The 16,555-nt window shown below is 66.1% G+C and carries 15 protein-coding genes; 4 read left to right on the top strand and 11 right to left on the bottom strand.

Features of this window, described 5'->3' with window-relative positions; translation table 11 throughout:
• Nucleotides 1-68 precede the first annotated feature (68 nt).
• On the bottom strand, nucleotides 69-2,819 hold the full coding sequence (polA, locus tag OU994_RS06170) for a DNA polymerase I (RefSeq protein WP_281610033.1): 2,751 nt from the start codon (nucleotides 2,817-2,819) through the stop codon (nucleotides 69-71).
• A 201-nt stretch (nucleotides 2,820-3,020) separates the two neighbouring features.
• On the opposite strand from polA, the gene OU994_RS06165 reads away from it, so the two are divergent.
• From OU994_RS06165 to OU994_RS06150, 4 genes are all read left to right on the top strand, one after another.
• The gene (locus OU994_RS06165; protein WP_174800426.1) at nucleotides 3,021-3,461 is read left to right on the top strand and encodes a hypothetical protein; all 441 of its coding nucleotides are present in this window, start codon (nucleotides 3,021-3,023) and stop codon (nucleotides 3,459-3,461) included.
• Between the two features lie 70 nt (nucleotides 3,462-3,531).
• Nucleotides 3,532-4,491, top strand: coding sequence for a homoserine kinase (locus OU994_RS06160; protein WP_131147694.1), 960 nt, complete (start codon nucleotides 3,532-3,534; stop codon nucleotides 4,489-4,491).
• Nucleotides 4,488-5,267, top strand: a complete 780-nt coding sequence (locus tag OU994_RS06155) for a BPSS1780 family membrane protein (RefSeq protein WP_281610032.1) — start codon at nucleotides 4,488-4,490, stop codon at nucleotides 5,265-5,267. The genes OU994_RS06160 and OU994_RS06155 overlap by 4 nt, the downstream gene beginning before the upstream one ends.
• Nucleotides 5,268-5,375: 108 nt before the next feature.
• Nucleotides 5,376-7,694, top strand: a complete 2,319-nt coding sequence (locus OU994_RS06150; protein WP_281610031.1) for a UvrD-helicase domain-containing protein — start codon at nucleotides 5,376-5,378, stop codon at nucleotides 7,692-7,694.
• Between the two features lie 99 nt (nucleotides 7,695-7,793).
• Here OU994_RS06150 and OU994_RS06145 read toward each other — a convergent pair whose 3' ends face one another.
• The 10 genes from OU994_RS06145 to thiS form a co-directional block, all read right to left on the bottom strand.
• Nucleotides 7,794-10,106: a M56 family metallopeptidase gene (locus OU994_RS06145; RefSeq protein ID WP_281610030.1), complete on the bottom strand. Its 2,313-nt coding sequence runs from the start codon at nucleotides 10,104-10,106 to the stop codon at nucleotides 7,794-7,796.
• Between the two features lie 228 nt (nucleotides 10,107-10,334).
• On the bottom strand, nucleotides 10,335-11,099 hold the full coding sequence (locus OU994_RS06140) for a hypothetical protein (protein ID WP_281610029.1): 765 nt from the start codon (nucleotides 11,097-11,099) through the stop codon (nucleotides 10,335-10,337).
• A 6-nt stretch (nucleotides 11,100-11,105) separates the two neighbouring features.
• The gene (locus tag OU994_RS06135; RefSeq protein WP_131147699.1) at nucleotides 11,106-11,294 is read right to left on the bottom strand and encodes a hypothetical protein; all 189 of its coding nucleotides are present in this window, start codon (nucleotides 11,292-11,294) and stop codon (nucleotides 11,106-11,108) included.
• A gap of 95 nt (nucleotides 11,295-11,389) precedes the next feature.
• The gene (locus OU994_RS06130; RefSeq protein ID WP_281610028.1) at nucleotides 11,390-12,496 is read right to left on the bottom strand and encodes an S-(hydroxymethyl)glutathione dehydrogenase/class III alcohol dehydrogenase; all 1,107 of its coding nucleotides are present in this window, start codon (nucleotides 12,494-12,496) and stop codon (nucleotides 11,390-11,392) included.
• Between the two features lie 60 nt (nucleotides 12,497-12,556).
• The gene (locus OU994_RS06125; protein WP_131147701.1) at nucleotides 12,557-12,961 is read right to left on the bottom strand and encodes a response regulator; all 405 of its coding nucleotides are present in this window, start codon (nucleotides 12,959-12,961) and stop codon (nucleotides 12,557-12,559) included.
• Between the two features lie 209 nt (nucleotides 12,962-13,170).
• Nucleotides 13,171-13,800, bottom strand: a complete 630-nt coding sequence (locus tag OU994_RS06120) for an ANTAR domain-containing response regulator (RefSeq protein ID WP_281610027.1) — start codon at nucleotides 13,798-13,800, stop codon at nucleotides 13,171-13,173.
• Nucleotides 13,801-13,942: 142 nt separating this feature from the next.
• Complete coding sequence (gene thiE, locus OU994_RS06115) at nucleotides 13,943-14,557, bottom strand: thiamine phosphate synthase (RefSeq protein ID WP_281610026.1); 615 nt, start codon at nucleotides 14,555-14,557, stop codon at nucleotides 13,943-13,945.
• A gap of 32 nt (nucleotides 14,558-14,589) precedes the next feature.
• Nucleotides 14,590-15,393, bottom strand: a complete 804-nt coding sequence (locus OU994_RS06110; protein WP_131147704.1) for a hydroxymethylpyrimidine/phosphomethylpyrimidine kinase — start codon at nucleotides 15,391-15,393, stop codon at nucleotides 14,590-14,592.
• Nucleotides 15,394-15,429: 36 nt separating this feature from the next.
• Nucleotides 15,430-16,221 (bottom strand): thiazole synthase, encoded by a 792-nt coding sequence (locus OU994_RS06105; RefSeq protein WP_131147705.1) that lies wholly within the window; start codon nucleotides 16,219-16,221, stop codon nucleotides 15,430-15,432.
• Nucleotides 16,222-16,237: 16 nt separating this feature from the next.
• Nucleotides 16,238-16,438, bottom strand: coding sequence for a sulfur carrier protein ThiS (gene thiS, locus OU994_RS06100; protein WP_281610025.1), 201 nt, complete (start codon nucleotides 16,436-16,438; stop codon nucleotides 16,238-16,240).
• Nucleotides 16,439-16,555 lie beyond the last annotated feature (117 nt).

The raw sequence follows: 16,555 nt of genomic DNA, 5'->3' as shown, positions 1-16,555 counted from the left end.
ACGCACAGTGCGCGGAAGCTCACTGAAAACGCACAGTGCGCGGAAGCTCACTGAAAACGCATGCGTTTTCAGTGAGCTTCCTCCCAATTCTTCCCGACGCCGACTTCGGCCACCAGCGGCACCTTCAGCGCCGCCACGCCGGCCATCAGCTTGGGCAGCATGTCGCGCACCAGGGCCAGTTCGTCGTCCGGCACTTCGAGCACCAGTTCGTCGTGCACCTGCATGATCATGCGCGACTTCAGGTTTTCCTTCTCGATCCAGTCCTGCACGGCGATCATCGCCAGCTTGATCAGGTCCGCCGCGGTACCCTGCATCGGCGCGTTGATCGCGGCGCGTTCGGCGGCCTGCCGGCGCGGGCCGTTCGGGGAATTGATCTCGGGGAGCCACAGGCGGCGGCCGAAGACCGTCTTCACGTAGCCGTTGGCCTTGGCTTCCAGGCGCGTTTCATCCATGTAGCGCTTGACGCCGTGGAAGCGCTGGAAATAGCGGTCGATGTAGTTCTGCGCGGCAGTGCGGTCGATGCCCAGGTTGGCGGCCAGGCCGAACGCGCTCATGCCGTAGATCAGGCCGAAGTTGATCACCTTGGCGTAGCGGCGCTGTTCGCTGTTTACTTCGTCGGGCGGCACGCCAAAGATCTCGGCGGCGGTGGCGCGGTGGATGTCGACGCCTTCGGCAAAGGCGCGCAGCATCGCTTCGTCTTCCGAGATGTGCGCCATGATGCGCAGCTCGATCTGCGAATAGTCGGCCGACACCAGGTGGCTGCCTTCCGGCGCGATGAACGCTTCGCGGATGCGGCGCCCTTCGGCCGTGCGGATCGGGATGTTCTGCAGGTTCGGATCGTTCGATGCCAGGCGCCCCGTCACCGCCACGGCCTGCGCATAGTTCGTGTGCACCCTCCCCGTCTGCGGATTGATCATCTTCGGCAGCTTGTCGGTGTACGTCGATTTCAGCTTGGCCATGCCGCGGTATTCCAGCAGCACTTTCGGCAGCGGGTAATCCTCGGCCAGCTTTTGCAGCACTTCCTCGTCGGTCGACGGTGCGCCGCTCGGCGTCTTCTTGACCACCGGCAGTTTCAGCTTGTTGAAGAAGATCTCGCCGATCTGCTTGGGCGATCCCAGGTTGAACGGCCCTTCGGCCAGTTCATAGGCCTTCTGCTCCAGTTCGACGATGCGCGCGCCCAGCTCGTTCGACTGCGTGGCCAGCAGGCCCGCGTCGATCAGCACGCCGTTGCGCTCGATCTTTTGCAGCACCACGGCGGTAGGCAGCTCGATCTTGCTGTACACGGCCGTCAGGCCTTCGTCGCCCGCCACGTGGCCGTGCATCGCCATATGCAGGCGCAGCGTGATGTCGGCATCTTCCGCCGCGTAGTCGGTGGCGCGCTGCAGCTCGACCTGGTCGAAGCAGATCTGGCCGGCGCCCTTGCCGCACACTTCCTCGTAGGCGATGGTCTTGTGGTTCAGGTGGCGCATGGCCAGGCTGTCCATGTCGTGCGTGCGGTGCGATTCGAACACGTACGACTGCAGCAGCGTGTCGTGCACGATGCCGCGCAGGGTCACGCCATGGTTGGCGAAGATGTGCGCGTCGTACTTCAGGTTCTGGCCCAGCTTCGGCTTGGCGGCATCTTCCAGCCAGGGCTTCAGCTTTTCCAGCACCCGTTCCCGCGACAGCTGTTCCGGCACGCCCGCATAGCGGTGCGCGACCGGGATGTAGCACGCCAGGCCCGGCTCGGTGGCCATCGAGATGCCGACCAGCTGCGCATTCATCGGTTCCAGCGACGTGGTTTCGGTATCCAGCGCCACCAGCTCGGCGGCATCGATGCGGGCGATCCATTCGTCGAGCTGCGCTTCCGTCACCACGGTATCGTAGCGGACATTGGCTGGCGGCTCGGCGAACATGTCGCCGGTCGGGCCTTCCGGCGCGGCCGGGCCGGTCTGGCCGGGCACCTGCGCCGACGGCGTCAGCGCCTTCAGCTCGCGCAGCAGCGTCTTGAAGCCATACTTGTTGAAGAACGCCAGCAGCGACTCGTGGTCTTCCTCGCGCGCCACCAGCGATTCCGAGATCGACATCATGTGCTGCGTCAGGTCGCAATCGGTCTTCACGGTGATCAGTTCGCGGCCCTTCGGCAGCCACGGCAGCGCCGCCTTCAGGTTGGCGCCCACCGCGCCGCCGATCTGGTCGGCGTTGGCGATCACGCCATCGAGGCTGTCGTACTGGCTGAGCCATTTCACGGCCGTCTTCGGGCCGCACTTGGCCACGCCGGGCACGTTGTCGACGGTATCGCCGATCAGCGTCAGGTAATCGATGATGCGGTTCGGCGGCACGCCGAATTTCGCCAGCACGCCCGCTTCGTCGAGCATTTCGTTGCTCATCGTGTTGATCAGCGTGACGTGCGGCGTGACCAGCTGCGCCAGGTCCTTGTCGCCGGTGGAAATGATCACGTCCATGCCGTTCTTCTCGGCCGTGACGGACAGGGTGCCGATCACGTCGTCCGCCTCGACCCCTTCCACCATCAGGATCGGCCAGCCCATGGCCTTCACGGCTTCGTGGATGGGTTCGATCTGCAGCGACAGGTCGGACGGCATCGATGCGCGCGTGGCCTTGTATTCCGGATACAGGTCGTCGCGGAAAGTCTTGCCCTTGGCATCGAACACGCAGGCGATGTAGGCGGCCGGGTAATCGGCGCGCAGGCGGCGCAGCATGTTGACCATGCCATGCATGGCGCCGGTCGGGTGGCCATCCGGGCTGCGCAGGTCGGGCAGCGCGTGGAAGGCACGGTAGAGATAGCTGGAACCGTCGACCAGCAGCAAGGTCTTTTGCATGTTTGCAAGTGGAATAGTCTGATGCGAATCCGGCATTATCGCAGAGAACATGGGCCCGCGAATCGTGCGGCGCCGCCGCGGAAAACGGCGTCCGCAGCGGAAACGGGTGTCAGTTTGTTACAATGATCCAACCACCAATATCACGGTTATCCGCTTTTCCCCTGTTTTTTCCTTGTTTTTTCGTTGATAAAGGCACCCATCATGCGCCCGTCATTCGCCGCTGTCCCGCTAGCTACCCAGTTCGCCGCGATCGTGCTGGCCCTGGCCGCAGGCTCCGCCAGTGCCCAGAGCGGCACGCCGCCGAAGCTGGAACCGGTGCCGGATACCGATACGCCGATCACGGTCACGCCCAAGTCGAACCGCGAGAACTCGACCACGGTGCGGCGCGAAGGCGGCCGCATCACGGAAGAAACCGTGCAGGCGGGCGGCAGCACCTACACGGTCAAGCCGGCCAATCCGAACAGCACCCAGCTGCCGGGCGACGCGGGCGGCCCGCAAGTGCGGGGGCCGCAATGGACCGTGATGGAATTCGATATCGCCAAGAAACAAAAACAGCGCAGTGCCGATGCCGCGGCCGCAGCCGCGGCGGACAACGCGGCAGACGTGCCGCCGCCTCCTCCGATGCCACCCGTAACGGAGTGATGCCGCGTTCCCGCCCGGGCGGAAGGTTCGCCCGGGGCAGCTCATCCATCCTCGAACCTGATAGATTCTCATGGCAGTCTTTACCTCGGTCAGCCTGGACGATGTCCAGCCCTGGATCGCGCAATTCCCCCTCGGCCGTGCAACAGCCATCAAAGGCATCGCCTCCGGCATCGAAAACAGCAATTTCTTCCTGACGACGGAACGCGGCGAGTACGTCCTCACCATCTTTGAAAACCTGAGCTTCGACCAGCTGCCGTTCTACCTGCGGCTGATGGAGCACCTGGCCGCGCGCGGCGTACTGGTGCCGGCGCCGGTACCGAACGACAAGGGCGAGCTGTGCGTGCCGCTGCATGGCAAGCCGGCCGCCATCGTGTCGAAACTCCACGGCAGCTCCGAACTCGCTCCCCGGCCCGTGCACTGCGCGGAAGTGGGCGCGATGCTGGCGAAGATGCACCTGGCCGGCCGCGATTTCCCGCTGCACCAGCCCAACCTGCGCGGCCTGGCCTGGTGGCATGGCGCCGCCCCGGCCGTGCTGCCGCACATGGCCGAACCGGAAGCGGCGCTGCTGCGCGCCGAAATGCATTTCCAGCAAGCGTTCCACGCCAGCGCGCTCTACGCCCGCCTGCAACAGGGCCCGGTGCACGCCGACCTGTTCCGCAACAACGTGATGTTCGACGGCGAACGCCTGACCGGCTTCTTCGACTTCTACTTTGCCGGCTGCGATACCTGGCTGTTCGACGTGGCCGTGACCATCAACGACTGGTGCGTGGACCTGGACACCGGCGTGCTGGACGAAGCGCGCGTGCGCGCCTTCCTCGATGCCTACCACGCGGTGCGGCCCTTCACGGCCGACGAGCAGGAAGCCTGGCAAGCGATGCTGCGCGCCGGGGCGCTGCGCTTCTGGCTGTCGCGCCTGTACGACCTGCACCAGCCGCGCGAAGCGGAAATGCTGACGCCGCACGATCCCACCCACTTCGAGCGCATCCTCCGCGAGCGCATCGCCACCCCCGCACCAAGCCTGTACCAATGAACCACACACCAGCAAGATCAGGATGGGAATGGGTGAAACAGGGCTTCGGCATGCTGAAGAAGCAGCCGGCCGGCCTGTCGACGCTGTTCTTCGGCTACATGCTGCTCAGCACGCTGCTGCTGGTGGTGCCGCTGGCCGGGCAAATCGCGCACTACGTGCTGATGCCCGTGTTCGCGATCGGCTTCATGACGGCGGCGCGCGAGATCGGCGCCGGCAAGCCGGTGATGCCCGGCCTGCTGGTCGCGGGATTTCGCGGCCCGTCGCTGCGCAAGCTGTGCGTGCTCGGCGTGATCCACTTGCTGGTGTTCCTTGCCGCCGGCGCCATCGGCGTACTGCTGTTCGCCGATACCGAGGCGCTGCGCAACGCCACGCCGGCCGAGCTGCAGACCAATCCGCAACTGCTGCTCGATTCCGGCCTGGTGCCGACCATGGCGACCACGGCCCTGCTGTATATCCCGGCGCTGCTGGTGATCAGCTTTGCCGCGCCGCTGGTCCACTGGAACGGCATGGGGCCCGGCAAGGCACTGTTCTACAGCTTCTTCGCGATCAAGCGCGCGGCCGGCGCCTTCTTCATGTTCGCCGTCAGCCTGTTCGCGATCACGATCGTCGTGTTGCTGCTGGTGCGCGCGCTGTTCGGCTTCGACACGATGGGCCTGGCGCTGATGCGGATGCTTTCCGAAGTGCTGTACGGCGTGGCGCACTGCGCGCTGTACATGGCTTACGTGCATATTTTCCCGCCTGCGCAGGCTGCTGCCGATCCCTTCACCAAGTCCTAGAAATCGACGCAAGACCGGGCGCCAGGCGCGCGCCCGGGCGCGATCCGGCAGGGTTCCGCAGGGTCCGGGCGCGGCTCTGGACGCGGGTCTGGAAGGTATAATGGCGGGATGCAGAATCTCCTCCACAACCTCAATCCCGAACAACTCGCCGCCGTTACCCTGCCACCGCAAAACGCCCTGATCCTGGCGGGCGCCGGCTCGGGCAAGACGCGCGTGCTGACCACGCGCATCGCCTGGCTGATCCAGACCGGGCAGGTGTCGCCGGGCGGCATCCTCGCCGTCACGTTCACCAACAAGGCGGCCAAGGAGATGCTGGCGCGCCTGTCGACAATGATGCCGATTAATACACGCGGCATGTGGGTCGGCACCTTCCACGGGCTGTGCAACCGCCTGCTGCGCACCCATTACCGCGATGCCGCCCTGCCCCAGTCGTTCCAGATCCTCGACACGCAGGACCAGCTGTCGATGATCAAGCGCCTGCTGAAGGCGAACAACGTCGACGATGAAAAGTTCCCGCCGAAATCGGTGATGTACTTCATCAACAACAACAAGGACCAGGGCTTGCGCGCCAGCCAGGTCGAGGCCTACGACGCCAACGAGCGCAAGCTGGTGGAGCTGTACGGGCTGTACGACGACCAGTGCCAGCGCGAAGGCGTGGTCGACTTCGCCGAACTGCTGCTGCGCACGTATGAACTGCTGTCGCGCAACCAGCCGCTGCGCGAGCATTACCAGCAGCGCTTCCGCCACATCCTCGTCGACGAGTTCCAGGACACCAACAACCTGCAATACGCGTGGCTGAAGCTGATCGCCGGGCACGGCACCGGGCATGGCGGCGCGCTGTTCGCCGTGGGCGACGACGACCAGAGCATCTATGCGTTCCGCGGCGCCAACGTGGGCAACATGGTGGCGTTCGAGTCCGAGTTCAGCGTGAAGAACCTGATCAAGCTGGAACAGAACTACCGCTCGCACGGCCACATCCTCGATGCGGCCAACGTACTGATCGCCAACAACAGCCGCCGGCTGGGCAAGAACCTGCGCACGGACGCCGGCCATGGCGAACCGGTGCGCGTGTACGAAGCCACGTCGGACTTGCAGGAAGCGCAATGGCTGGTGGACGAGGCCAGGAACCTGATCGGCGAAGGCACGCGGCGCAGCGAGATCGCCGTGCTGTACCGCTCGAACGCACAATCGCGGGTGATCGAGCATGCGCTGTTCTCGGCCGGCATTCCGTACACCGTGTACGGCGGCCTGCGCTATTTCCAGCGCGCCGAGGTGAAGCACGCGATCGCCTACCTGCAGCTGATGGACAACCCGCACAACGATTCGGCCTTCCTGCGCGTGGTGAATTTCCCGGCACGCGGCATTGGCGCGCGCACGCTGGAGCAGTTGCAGAACGCGGCCGAGACCTACGGCATCTCGATGTATGCGGCGGTGCCGTACATGGTCGGCAAGGCCGGTACGTCGCTGGGCGGCTTCGTCAAGCTGATCGAGGGCGTGCGCTTTGAAACGCAGCAGATGGCTCTCCCGGAACTGGTGCGCATCACGCTGGAATCGTCCGGCCTGCTGCAGCACTATGCCAACGAGAAGGATGGCGCCGACCGGGTGGAAAACCTGGAACAGATGGTCAGCGCGGCCACCCAGTTCGTTGGCGAGGAAGGCTATGGCCAGGGCGCCCCGGCGCACCTCGGCCCGCCGGCCGATGCGCAGGCCGGTGCCGCGATCATCAATGCCGATGGCGTGGAGATCATGGATGCCGATGCGCCGCTGGCCACCGTGATGTCGCCATTGTCGGCCTTCCTCGCGCACGCTTCGCTGGAAGCGGGCGACAACCAGGCGCAGGCCGGCCAGGATGCCATGCAGCTGATGACCGTGCACTCGGCCAAGGGCCTGGAATTCGACAACGTCTTCATCACGGGCCTGGAAGAAGGCCTGTTCCCCCACGAGAGCAGCTCGAAGGAAGAAGGCGGCGTGGAGGAAGAACGGCGGTTGATGTACGTGGCGATCACGCGGGCCCGCAAGCGCCTGTACATGTGCTTCTGCCAGACCCGCATGCTGCACGGCCAGACGCGCTACAACATGAAGTCGCGCTTCTTCGACGAACTGCCGGAAGAGTCGCTGAAGTGGCTGTCGCCGCGCGTGCAGACGCACTGGTTCGCCAACAAGAAGGCGCAGTGGGAAGACGTGCAGCTCAGTGGCCAACTGAACGGGGGCAGCGACAACGCGATCGCCCAGCGCATTGCGCAAAAGTCGGCTTCCGGCTCGGCCTGGCGCATCGGCGAATCGGTGGCGCATGCCAAGTTCGGCGAAGGCGTGATCGTCAACATCGAAGGCAGCGGTGCCAACTGCCGGGCGCAGATCAACTTCGGCAGCGCCGGCATGAAGGTGCTGGATCTGTCGGTGGCGAAGCTGGAGCGGCTGGGGCGCTAGGCGCGGGACTGCCAGCGTTCTTCTACCTTTGGAAAACCGGTGTCGGACACCAACGCTGCCGTCACCGGTTTTTTTGCAGCGGCACGAGAGTTCGGCGGGTCAGCCTTGCCTGCCCACCTCGGTTGCCTGGCCCTTGCGCAGAGCCTCGTCGATCAGCGCGCGGGTGGCCTTGTCCGCCTCGCGGCTCAGCCGGCCCTGTTCGCGGCCCAGCTGGCCCATCCTGCGGCCGTGTTCCTCCATCGGCTTCGACAGCTCGGCCATCCGGGCATGCAGCGTCTTCATCGGTTCGCGGCTGGGATCCACCTTGGCGTGTTGGCTCGCCATCGATCCGGATAGCCGGCTCATCCGTTCTTGCAACGGTTCCATCTGTTTCTGGACCGCTTCCATCTGGCGCGACAGCGCTTCGCGGCGGGCTTCGCTGCCGGCCGTGGCCATGCGCTCGCCCAGTTCGCCCAGGCGGTTACCCAGGCGTTCCTGTGCCCGCGCCACTGCGTTCATTTCCCGTTCGGTATTGCGCTCCAGGTCGGTATTGAAGACCGCCGCCACCTGCGCTTCGATCTGTTCGCCGACCGCTTCCAAGCGCTTGCCGTGCAGTTCCATCGCGGCACCCTGCTTTTCCATGTCGGCGCCCAGCTTTTCGGACGGCGCCCACGCGGCGCGCACCTTGGCGACGAGCGCCGGATCTTTCACGACATACGCCTTGCCGTTTTTCTTGAACCAGATGAAATCGCCCTTGAAGCCTTCCTTCACACATTGCAGGTCGTGGAGGTCGCGCGTGTCGAACGCGGCGACCCGCATCGGCACCTTGCCGCCCCGGACGATCGCATAGGATTCGAGGGCGCGGCCCGGGTGGACCATGTGGATGCCATCCATCTGGCCGAGCCACGGTGCCGGTGGGGCCGGGGGTGCTGGTGGCGCGGGCGGCGCCGGCGGGGCCGGATGCGCGGGATGCGCTTCCGGGGCCGGGGCCGGGACAGCCATCATGGGGGCGGCGGGAGCGGCCATCTTCGTCATCGGCGGCGCGGGCGGTGCCGGCGGCACGGCCGGCACCGCCATCCTTGCCATCGGTGGAACGGGCGGCGCATCCGGGGCGTCGGGGGCATCGGGTGCATCCGGCGGTTCGGGCGGCTCGGGCGGCACGGGCGCCGACCAGCCTGCATCCGCGGCGTGCAGGGCCGCGACCCTGGCCGCTTCGGCCCCGGCCCGGGCGGCGTCTGCGCCAGCGGCAACCGCCGCGTCGGCAGCCTTCGACGCTTCCTGCGCGGCGGCGGCCCCGGCAGCGGTGGCGGCAGCAGCAGCCGCAGCCGCATCCCGCGCGCCGGCACTGCTGCCGTGGATGAAGGTGCCGGACTTCGCCGGCGTGGCGTCGGCCGTGGCTGGCGCCTCCGGCTGCGCATGGGCGTACAGCATCACGCAAGCGGTGCACAACCCCAGCACGGGTGCGGCGATTTTCCAGCTGAGCGGTTGCGCGTCGGGGCGCACCAGGCGTTTGATTCGGGACATGAGGTCTCCTCCGTGCGCGGCGGGGGCGAAGTGCGAAGTTGAGAACTGGAATTTATCCAGCTCGGACAATGCCAGGGCCAGGCGGCGCGGTTCGCCAAGGGCGGCCGCCGCCAGGTCGTCGGCGATCTGTTCCCGTTCGATACGGATGCGCTTGCTCAACATCCATACGCTCGGGTGGTAGAACAGCAGGATCTCGATGGCGCTCTGCACCAGGTTGACCAGGTAATCGTGGCGCCGGATATGCGCGATTTCGTGGGCCAGCAAGCCCTCCAGCAGGTGCGCCGGCATGCCGGTGACGAGCGACGCCGGCAGCAGCACGATGGGGCGCCAGCAGCCTGCCGTCATCGGGCCTTCCAGGTCTTCGCCCGACACGCCCAGCCGCACCGGGCGGGTGATGCCGATGCGCAGCGCGAGGCGGTCCAGGCGCTGCTGCCACTCGGGATCGGGATGGTAATGGCCGGCCAGCGTGCGCTGGCGTACCCACTGCAAGCCCAGCGACAGGCGCAGCGTCATCAGCGCGGCGCCGGCGGCCCACAGCAGCACCAGCCATGGGATCTGCCGGCGCAGCAGGTACTCGACCGATGTCAGCTGGTCGGCATCGACCAGCACCGGCACATGCGCGGTGGGGATTGCGCCCGCGCCCACTGCCCCCAGCAGAGGATCGAACGGCACCGGCGCCGAGTACCCGGCCTGCAGCGCTTCCAGCACGCGCCACGCGATCCCGCCCACCGGCAACGCGGCGCACAGCAGCAGCGCCGCGCACGCGACAGCGTAGCGGGCCTGCGGCCGGGCGTTGCGCAGCAAGTGCAGCGCCAGCACCGCGCCCCACCCGACCAGCAGGCCCTGCCAGACGAAATGCAGCAGCGACCGGCCGATCGCCGGCACCAGCGTATCGAACAGGATGTTCATGCCGCACTCCGTGCGGGGACGGTGGCGGCAATCGCGGACCGGTTGTCGTTGTTCATGGCGCGGCTCCTGGTGAAGTGGAAACCAGATTAAATTATGTAGAAAACTTTGTCTAGAACTTTTTGTCTACATCGGGGTATGGCGGGGTCATTGCACTATAGTCAACGCACGCGGCGATTTCCGGGAATTTGCGACGGACTGCGAAAAAGGCGGGCCGAGCCGCTTGCGGGGTCAGCCCAGGTGAACGTATTGCACGTTCAGGGTAATCATCTCGCTGTAGCGCAGCACGAAGGAATCGCCATCGACCGGATAGAAGCGGCCGGTGTCCGCCCTGCCGGCACTGGCTGCTCTGTCTTCGGCATCATCGCTGGTGTCTTTATCCCTGGCCAGCGGCCGCCGCGCGACGCCTTGCAGTACCAGGCGGTCGAGCTGCCCATCTGAATCGAAAAAGAAACTGTCCAGCACGCCGGTGTACAGCATGGCTTCCCTGCCGACCTCGACAATTGCAGCAACGATGACGAAATCCGGTGCTTCTTCCTCGGGGAAATCCGCCCCCGTGAGCAGGTAATACCATGGTGCCTCGTGGAAGCGCAGCATGGGCCGCAGCGGCGACGAGGCGCGGTCGAGCCGGTAATTCGTGATCGCCGAACGCAGCAGTATCGGAAAGGCAAAGGATGCGAACAGCAGCGTGCCGAAATACGCCGCGATCCAGCTGAAATCGGCAGCCACCGCGCTGGCCGCCGCGACCTGGCTGGCCGGAGCGGACGACAGCAACTGCATCAGCACGATGGGCTCGAAGCGCTGGCCGAACAGCCAGTACGTGAACGACAGCCACAGCAGATGGGCGACGGCTGCCGACATGACGGCACCGGCGGCGATGCGGCCGAACGGGGAAAAATCGAGGGAAGTGCGTTCCACCCGCTTGAAGCGGATGCGGAAGATAAAGCCGGGCAGGAAGATGAAAAAGATGACGAGCGCAGGCAGGGCTACGTTCATTCGAACTCAGGCGGCTTTTGCTTTGGGAACGATCCTGGGGCTGAGTCTGACGGTTTCGCCATTCGGCCGGCGAAACAGGAATTCGCTGGGCGGCGCGCCATCCGAGGCACCGCGCGTGAGGAATTCGCGCAAGTGCTTGCGGCCTTCGGGATCGGCCAGGACTTCGGACGCCAGTTGACTTTTGAGGGCTTTCATAAGCTGCACTATGCCATATTTTGCGCCGGGTGGCGTGCCTGCTGCACCGGTACAGCAACAGGCACGGGCCTCGTTAATACAGCATCAGTACATCATCAGTACATCACCACGGAGCGGATCGACTCGCCCTTCTTCATCAGGTCGAAGCCTTCGTTGATCTGGTCCAGCGACAGCTTGTGGGTGATCAGGTCGTCGATATTGAGCTTGCCATCCATGTACCAGTCGACGATCTTCGGCACGTCGGTACGGCCGCGCGCGCCGCCGAACGCGGAACCCTTCCATTCACGGCCGGTCACCAGCTGGAACGGACGGGTGCTGATTTCCTGGCCGGCCGCCGCCACGCCGATGATGATCGATTTGCCCCAACCCTTGTGGCAGCACTCGAGCGCCTGGCGCATCAGGGTGGTGTTGCCGACGCATTCGAAGCTGTAGTCGGCGCCGCCGTCGGTCAGCTGGATGATGCTGTCGACGACGTTTTCCACGTCGTTCGGGTTGATGAAGTGGGTCATGCCGAACTGACGCGCCATCGCTTCCCGGCCCGGGTTGATGTCGACGCCGATGATCTTGTCCGCGCCGACCATTTTCGCGGCCTGGATCACGTTCAGGCCGATACCGCCCAGGCCGAACACGACCACGCTGGCGCCCGCTTCCACCTTGGCCGTGAACAGCACGGCGCCCACGCCGGTGGTGACACCGCAACCGATGTAGCAGACCTTGTCGAACGGCGCGTCTTCACGGATCTTCGCCAGCGCGATTTCCGGCACCACGATGTAGTTCGAGAAGGTGGAGGTACCCATGTAGTGGAAGATGGGCTTGCCGTCGAGCGAGAAGCGGCTGGTGGCGTCCGGCATCAGGCCGCGGCCCTGGGTGGAGCGGATGGCCTGGCACAGGTTGGTCTTCTGCGACAGGCAGAACTTGCACTGCCGGCATTCCGGGGTGTACAGCGGGATGACGTGGTCATCCTTCTTCAGGCTTTTCACGCCGGGCCCGACGTCGACGACGACGCCGGCGCCCTCATGGCCCAGGATGGCCGGGAATATGCCTTCCGGATCGGCACCGGACAGCGTGTAGTAATCGGTATGGCAAATGCCGGTGGCCTTGATCTCGACGAGGACTTCGCCTTCCTTCGGCCCGCCCAGTTCGACTTCCTCGATCGTCAGCGGGGCGCCCGCCTTCCATGCCACTGCTGCCCTGGTTTTCATCGTTCGTTCCTGTGATGTGGAAAAAACCCCAATCATAGCAAACGAACCATTGACGGGCGCTCAGCGTTGCACGGCGAGATCGAGGTGCAGCAGGCGGCAGACGGCTTGCCACAACTGGCGCGGCGAAGTCCATGGTTTCGGCAGGTAGGCATGGGCCTGGTGGTGCAGGCTGGGTTGCCGCGCCGAGTACAGCAGCACCGGGATATGGCAGCCGCGCGCGCGCACCGCATCGACAAGCACCTGGCCGTCGCCATCGGGCAAGTCGGCGTCGACGATGACCAGGTCGAATTGCTCGTTCTCGAGCCGGGCCGCGGCGCTGTCCATCGTTGCCGCGCGGCTGACGCGGATTTCCGGCACCAGCAGCGTGGCCAGGATCAGGGCGGTGGTGTCGTCGGCATCCACGTGCAGCACGTGGGGAGCGGGGGCGAGCGGCTTGCAGGCCTCGAGGGCATCGGTCATGTTCATCGGTGTGTTCTCCGCGGATGAGGAATGCAGGAACCTGGAGCCATGCGCCGCCGGAGCGGGGTCGGTTGGTATCCGGGCTGCTGGTCGGCGGAGTTGGGCCGATGAAATCGAGAACGGCGGCGGTGGCGAGGCGGCCGTGACAGGGATATGCACTGGCGTACCAGTGCACAAGACAGAGCTTAACGCAGGAAAGTGCGTTTTGGAAACAATTATTTCTTCAGTCGTGCATTGAAAGCCGCATGCAGGCTGTTCAACGTTTCCTCGGCGGCAAGCAACTGGTCCGCCACCTCGTTGACCTTACGCCGGCTGGAGCGGGCATGGTCGCGCAGCACTTCGAAGGCGGTATTGCGATCGGTCTGGAACTTGCACATCAACAGCCCCACGGCGAGGCTGGTTTCACGGCCCGCCGCCAGCGCGGCATTCAGGTTCAACTCGGTGCGGCGCAGCTGGCGGATCTCGTCCGCCCGCGCCAGCCCCGCTTCGAAGGCCGGCATCAGCTGCTTTTCATCGACCGGCTTGACGAGGAAGCCGACCGCGCCGTAGGCGGCGGCCTGCTTGCCGGCATCGGCATCGCCGCGACCGGACAGGAACATGAACGGTACCGATGTTTCACGGTTCAGCTGCTTGGCCAGTTCCAGGCCGGACATGCCGGGCATGTGGATATCGAGCAGCGCCATGTCCGGCTCGCGCTCGGCCACCAGGCGCAGCGCATGGTCGGCCGAATGGGCCTGCACGGTTTCATACCCGGCATTGCGCAGCACGACGCTGAGGAATTCGGCAAGGAGCTGGTCGTCGTCGACGATCAGGATCAGGCGTTTCGCGGCGGCTGGTGCAGGCATGTCAGGCAATCGGAGGAATGAACGTGGACCGATTATACGGGCGTTTATTTCATCGGCAAGGGTGATTCGCGGTTACACGAATCGTGCGATGGGCGGCTACCACACCGCCGCCTGGCGAGCCCCGATGGCCTCCGCCGGCCTGTCAGCGCCGCCCGAACAGTTGCCCGAACGCGACAGCCGCGGCCGCCACGTCCGGCGCGCCGTACACGCTGCTGATCGCCGCCACCATGTGGGCGCCGCGGGCCACCAGTGGCGCGGCGTTTTCCGGCGTCATGCCGCCGATGACCACGCAGGGCACGCGAACGGCGGCGCGCGCATCGTCGACGATCGAGGGCGGCGTCGTTACCGCGTAGCGCTTCACGCGCGACGGATAAAAGCCGCCGAACGCCACGTAGCTGGCGCCGGCCCGTTCCGCATCGACCGCGAGCTGCAGGTCGCCGTAGCAGGAGGCGCCGACGATCTTTCCGGGCCCGACGCTGTCGCGCGCCTGCGCCACCGAGATGTCGGTGCCGCCCACGTGCACGCCGTCGGCATCGAGCTCCAGGGCCAGTTCCACGTGGTCGTTGACGATGAACGGCACGCCGTGGCGGCGGCACAGCGCCAGCAGCGCGGTGGCCTGCCCGCGCCGCAGTTCCGGGCCGGCCGTCTTGTGCCGGTATTGCAGCAGCGCCACGCCGGCGCCCAGCGCCGCCTCGGTGCGGGCCAGCAGCGCGGCAGTGTCGTCCCAGTCGGGCGTGACGAGATAAAGTCCCTGCATGAAAGTTCTCCTGTAATGGGTCCTGGGGACACCTAGCGCAACGGTATGCGCTGGCCGGCGGCGATCGCATACGACGCCTCCAGCGTGCGGTGGGTATAGGCCTGGGCGCGGGCCAGTGCCTGCGCCACCGAGCAGCCCTGCGCCAGCAGCGCGGCCACGGCGGCGGCCAGCGTGCAGCCGCTGCCATGGAAGCCGCCGTCGAGCCGCGGCCAGTGCCAGTTCTGCTGCCTTGCCGGGCCCAGCCAGCGGTTGACGACGGTATCGCCGCCGCCATGGCCGCCCGTCACGAGCACGTGCTCGCAGCCGGCCTGCCGCAGGACCTGCGCATGCGCCAGCTCCGCCACGTCGCTCCCCGGCGGCGGAATATGCTGCTGGTGCGCCTTTGCCAGCGCGGCCGCCTCGGGGCCGTTCGGCGTGATCACGGTGGTCAGCGGCAGCAGCGGCGCCAGCGCGGCGATCGCGTTGCCCCGCCCCAGCCGGTCGCCATGGCCGCTGGCCAGTACCGGATCGAGCACCACCGGCAGTCCCGGGTGTTCTTCGCGCAAGCCGGCAATCACGCGGGCGATCGCCTGCGCATTCTCGGCGCTGCCGGGAATGCCGATCTTGACGGCCGCGATGGGAAAGGCGGCGGCCACCGCCAGCGCCTGGCGCATCACCACGTCGTGCTCGACCGGCAGCACTTCGTGGACCCGGTTGTTGTCCTGTACCGTCAGCGCCGTGATCACGGGCAGCGGATGGGCATCGAGCGCCGCCACGGCGCCGATGTCGGCCGCTATGCCGGCGCCGCCCGACGGATCGGCGCCGGCGAAGACCAGCACGCAGGGACGCTGGCTCATGGCCGCGCTTTCATGGCCGCTTTCATGGCCGCTCCATCACGCCAGCCGGCCAGCCATCGGCGAGGATGGCGACGCCGCGAACTTGCGCGGCATGCGGCCGGCCAGGTACGCGTCGCGCCCCGCCTCCACCGCCAGCCGCATGGCGCGCGCCATCCGCACCGGGTCGCGCGCCGCCGCGATGGCCGTGTTCATCAGCACGCCGTCGCAGCCCAGTTCCATCGCGATCGCCGCATCCGACGCGGTGCCCACGCCGGCATCGACCAGCACCGGCACGCTGGCCTGCTCGATGATCAGCGACAGGTTCCAGGGATTGAGGATGCCCATGCCGGAGCCGATCAGCGATGCCAGCGGCATCACGGCCACGCAGCCGATGTCTTCCAGCATGCGCGCCTGGATCGGATCGTCGCTGCAGTAGACCATCACGTCGAAGCCGTCCTTCACGAGCTCCCGGGCCGCTACCAGCGTCTCGGGCATGTTGGGGAACAGCGTTCTTTCGTCGCCCAGCACCTCGAGCTTGACGAGCTTGTGGCCATCGAGCAGCTCGCGCGCCAGTTGCAGCGTGTAGACGGCATCCTTGGCCGTGTAGCAGCCGGCCGTGTTGGGCAGGATGGTGAATTCCGAAGGCGGTACCACGTCCAGCAGGTTCGGCGCGTGCGGATCCTGGCCGATGTTGACGCGGCGGATCGCCACGGTGATGATTTCCGCGCCCGCCGCCAGGGTGGCGGCACGGGTCTGGTCGAGGTCGCGGTACTTGCCGCTGCCTACCAGCAGCCGCGAGCGGTATTGCCTGCCGGCGATGGTCAGCAGGTCTTCATCGTTCGTTTGCATTGTCTGTCTCCTTTGTTCATCCACCGCCGATGGCGCGGACGATATCCACACGGTCTTGCGCGCGCAGCGCCACCTCGGCCCAGCGCTGCCGCGGCACGACACTGCGGTTGACCGCCAGCGCCAGCGCCTGCCCTTCCAGCTCCAGCGCCGCCACCAGCTCCGCCAGCGTCTGCCCCGGCGGCAAGGCACGGGGCGCGCCGTTCAATACGATTTCCATAGTTCACCCCAACTGTTGTAAAAACCTTGGGGACTGTCCCCCTGGGAGGGACTGTCCCTGTTGCTGGTTTGAGTGTTGTAAAAAACCTGGGGACTGTCCCCCCTGAGGGGACTGTCC

The sequence above is a fragment of the Pseudoduganella sp. SL102 genome (genome assembly GCF_027856995.1).
In the GTDB taxonomy this organism is placed as follows: Bacteria; Pseudomonadota; Gammaproteobacteria; order Burkholderiales; family Burkholderiaceae_D; genus Rugamonas; species Rugamonas albidiflava.
The sequence above is the reverse complement of the archived record's forward strand: the minus strand, read 5'-3'. Positions and strand labels throughout refer to the sequence as shown.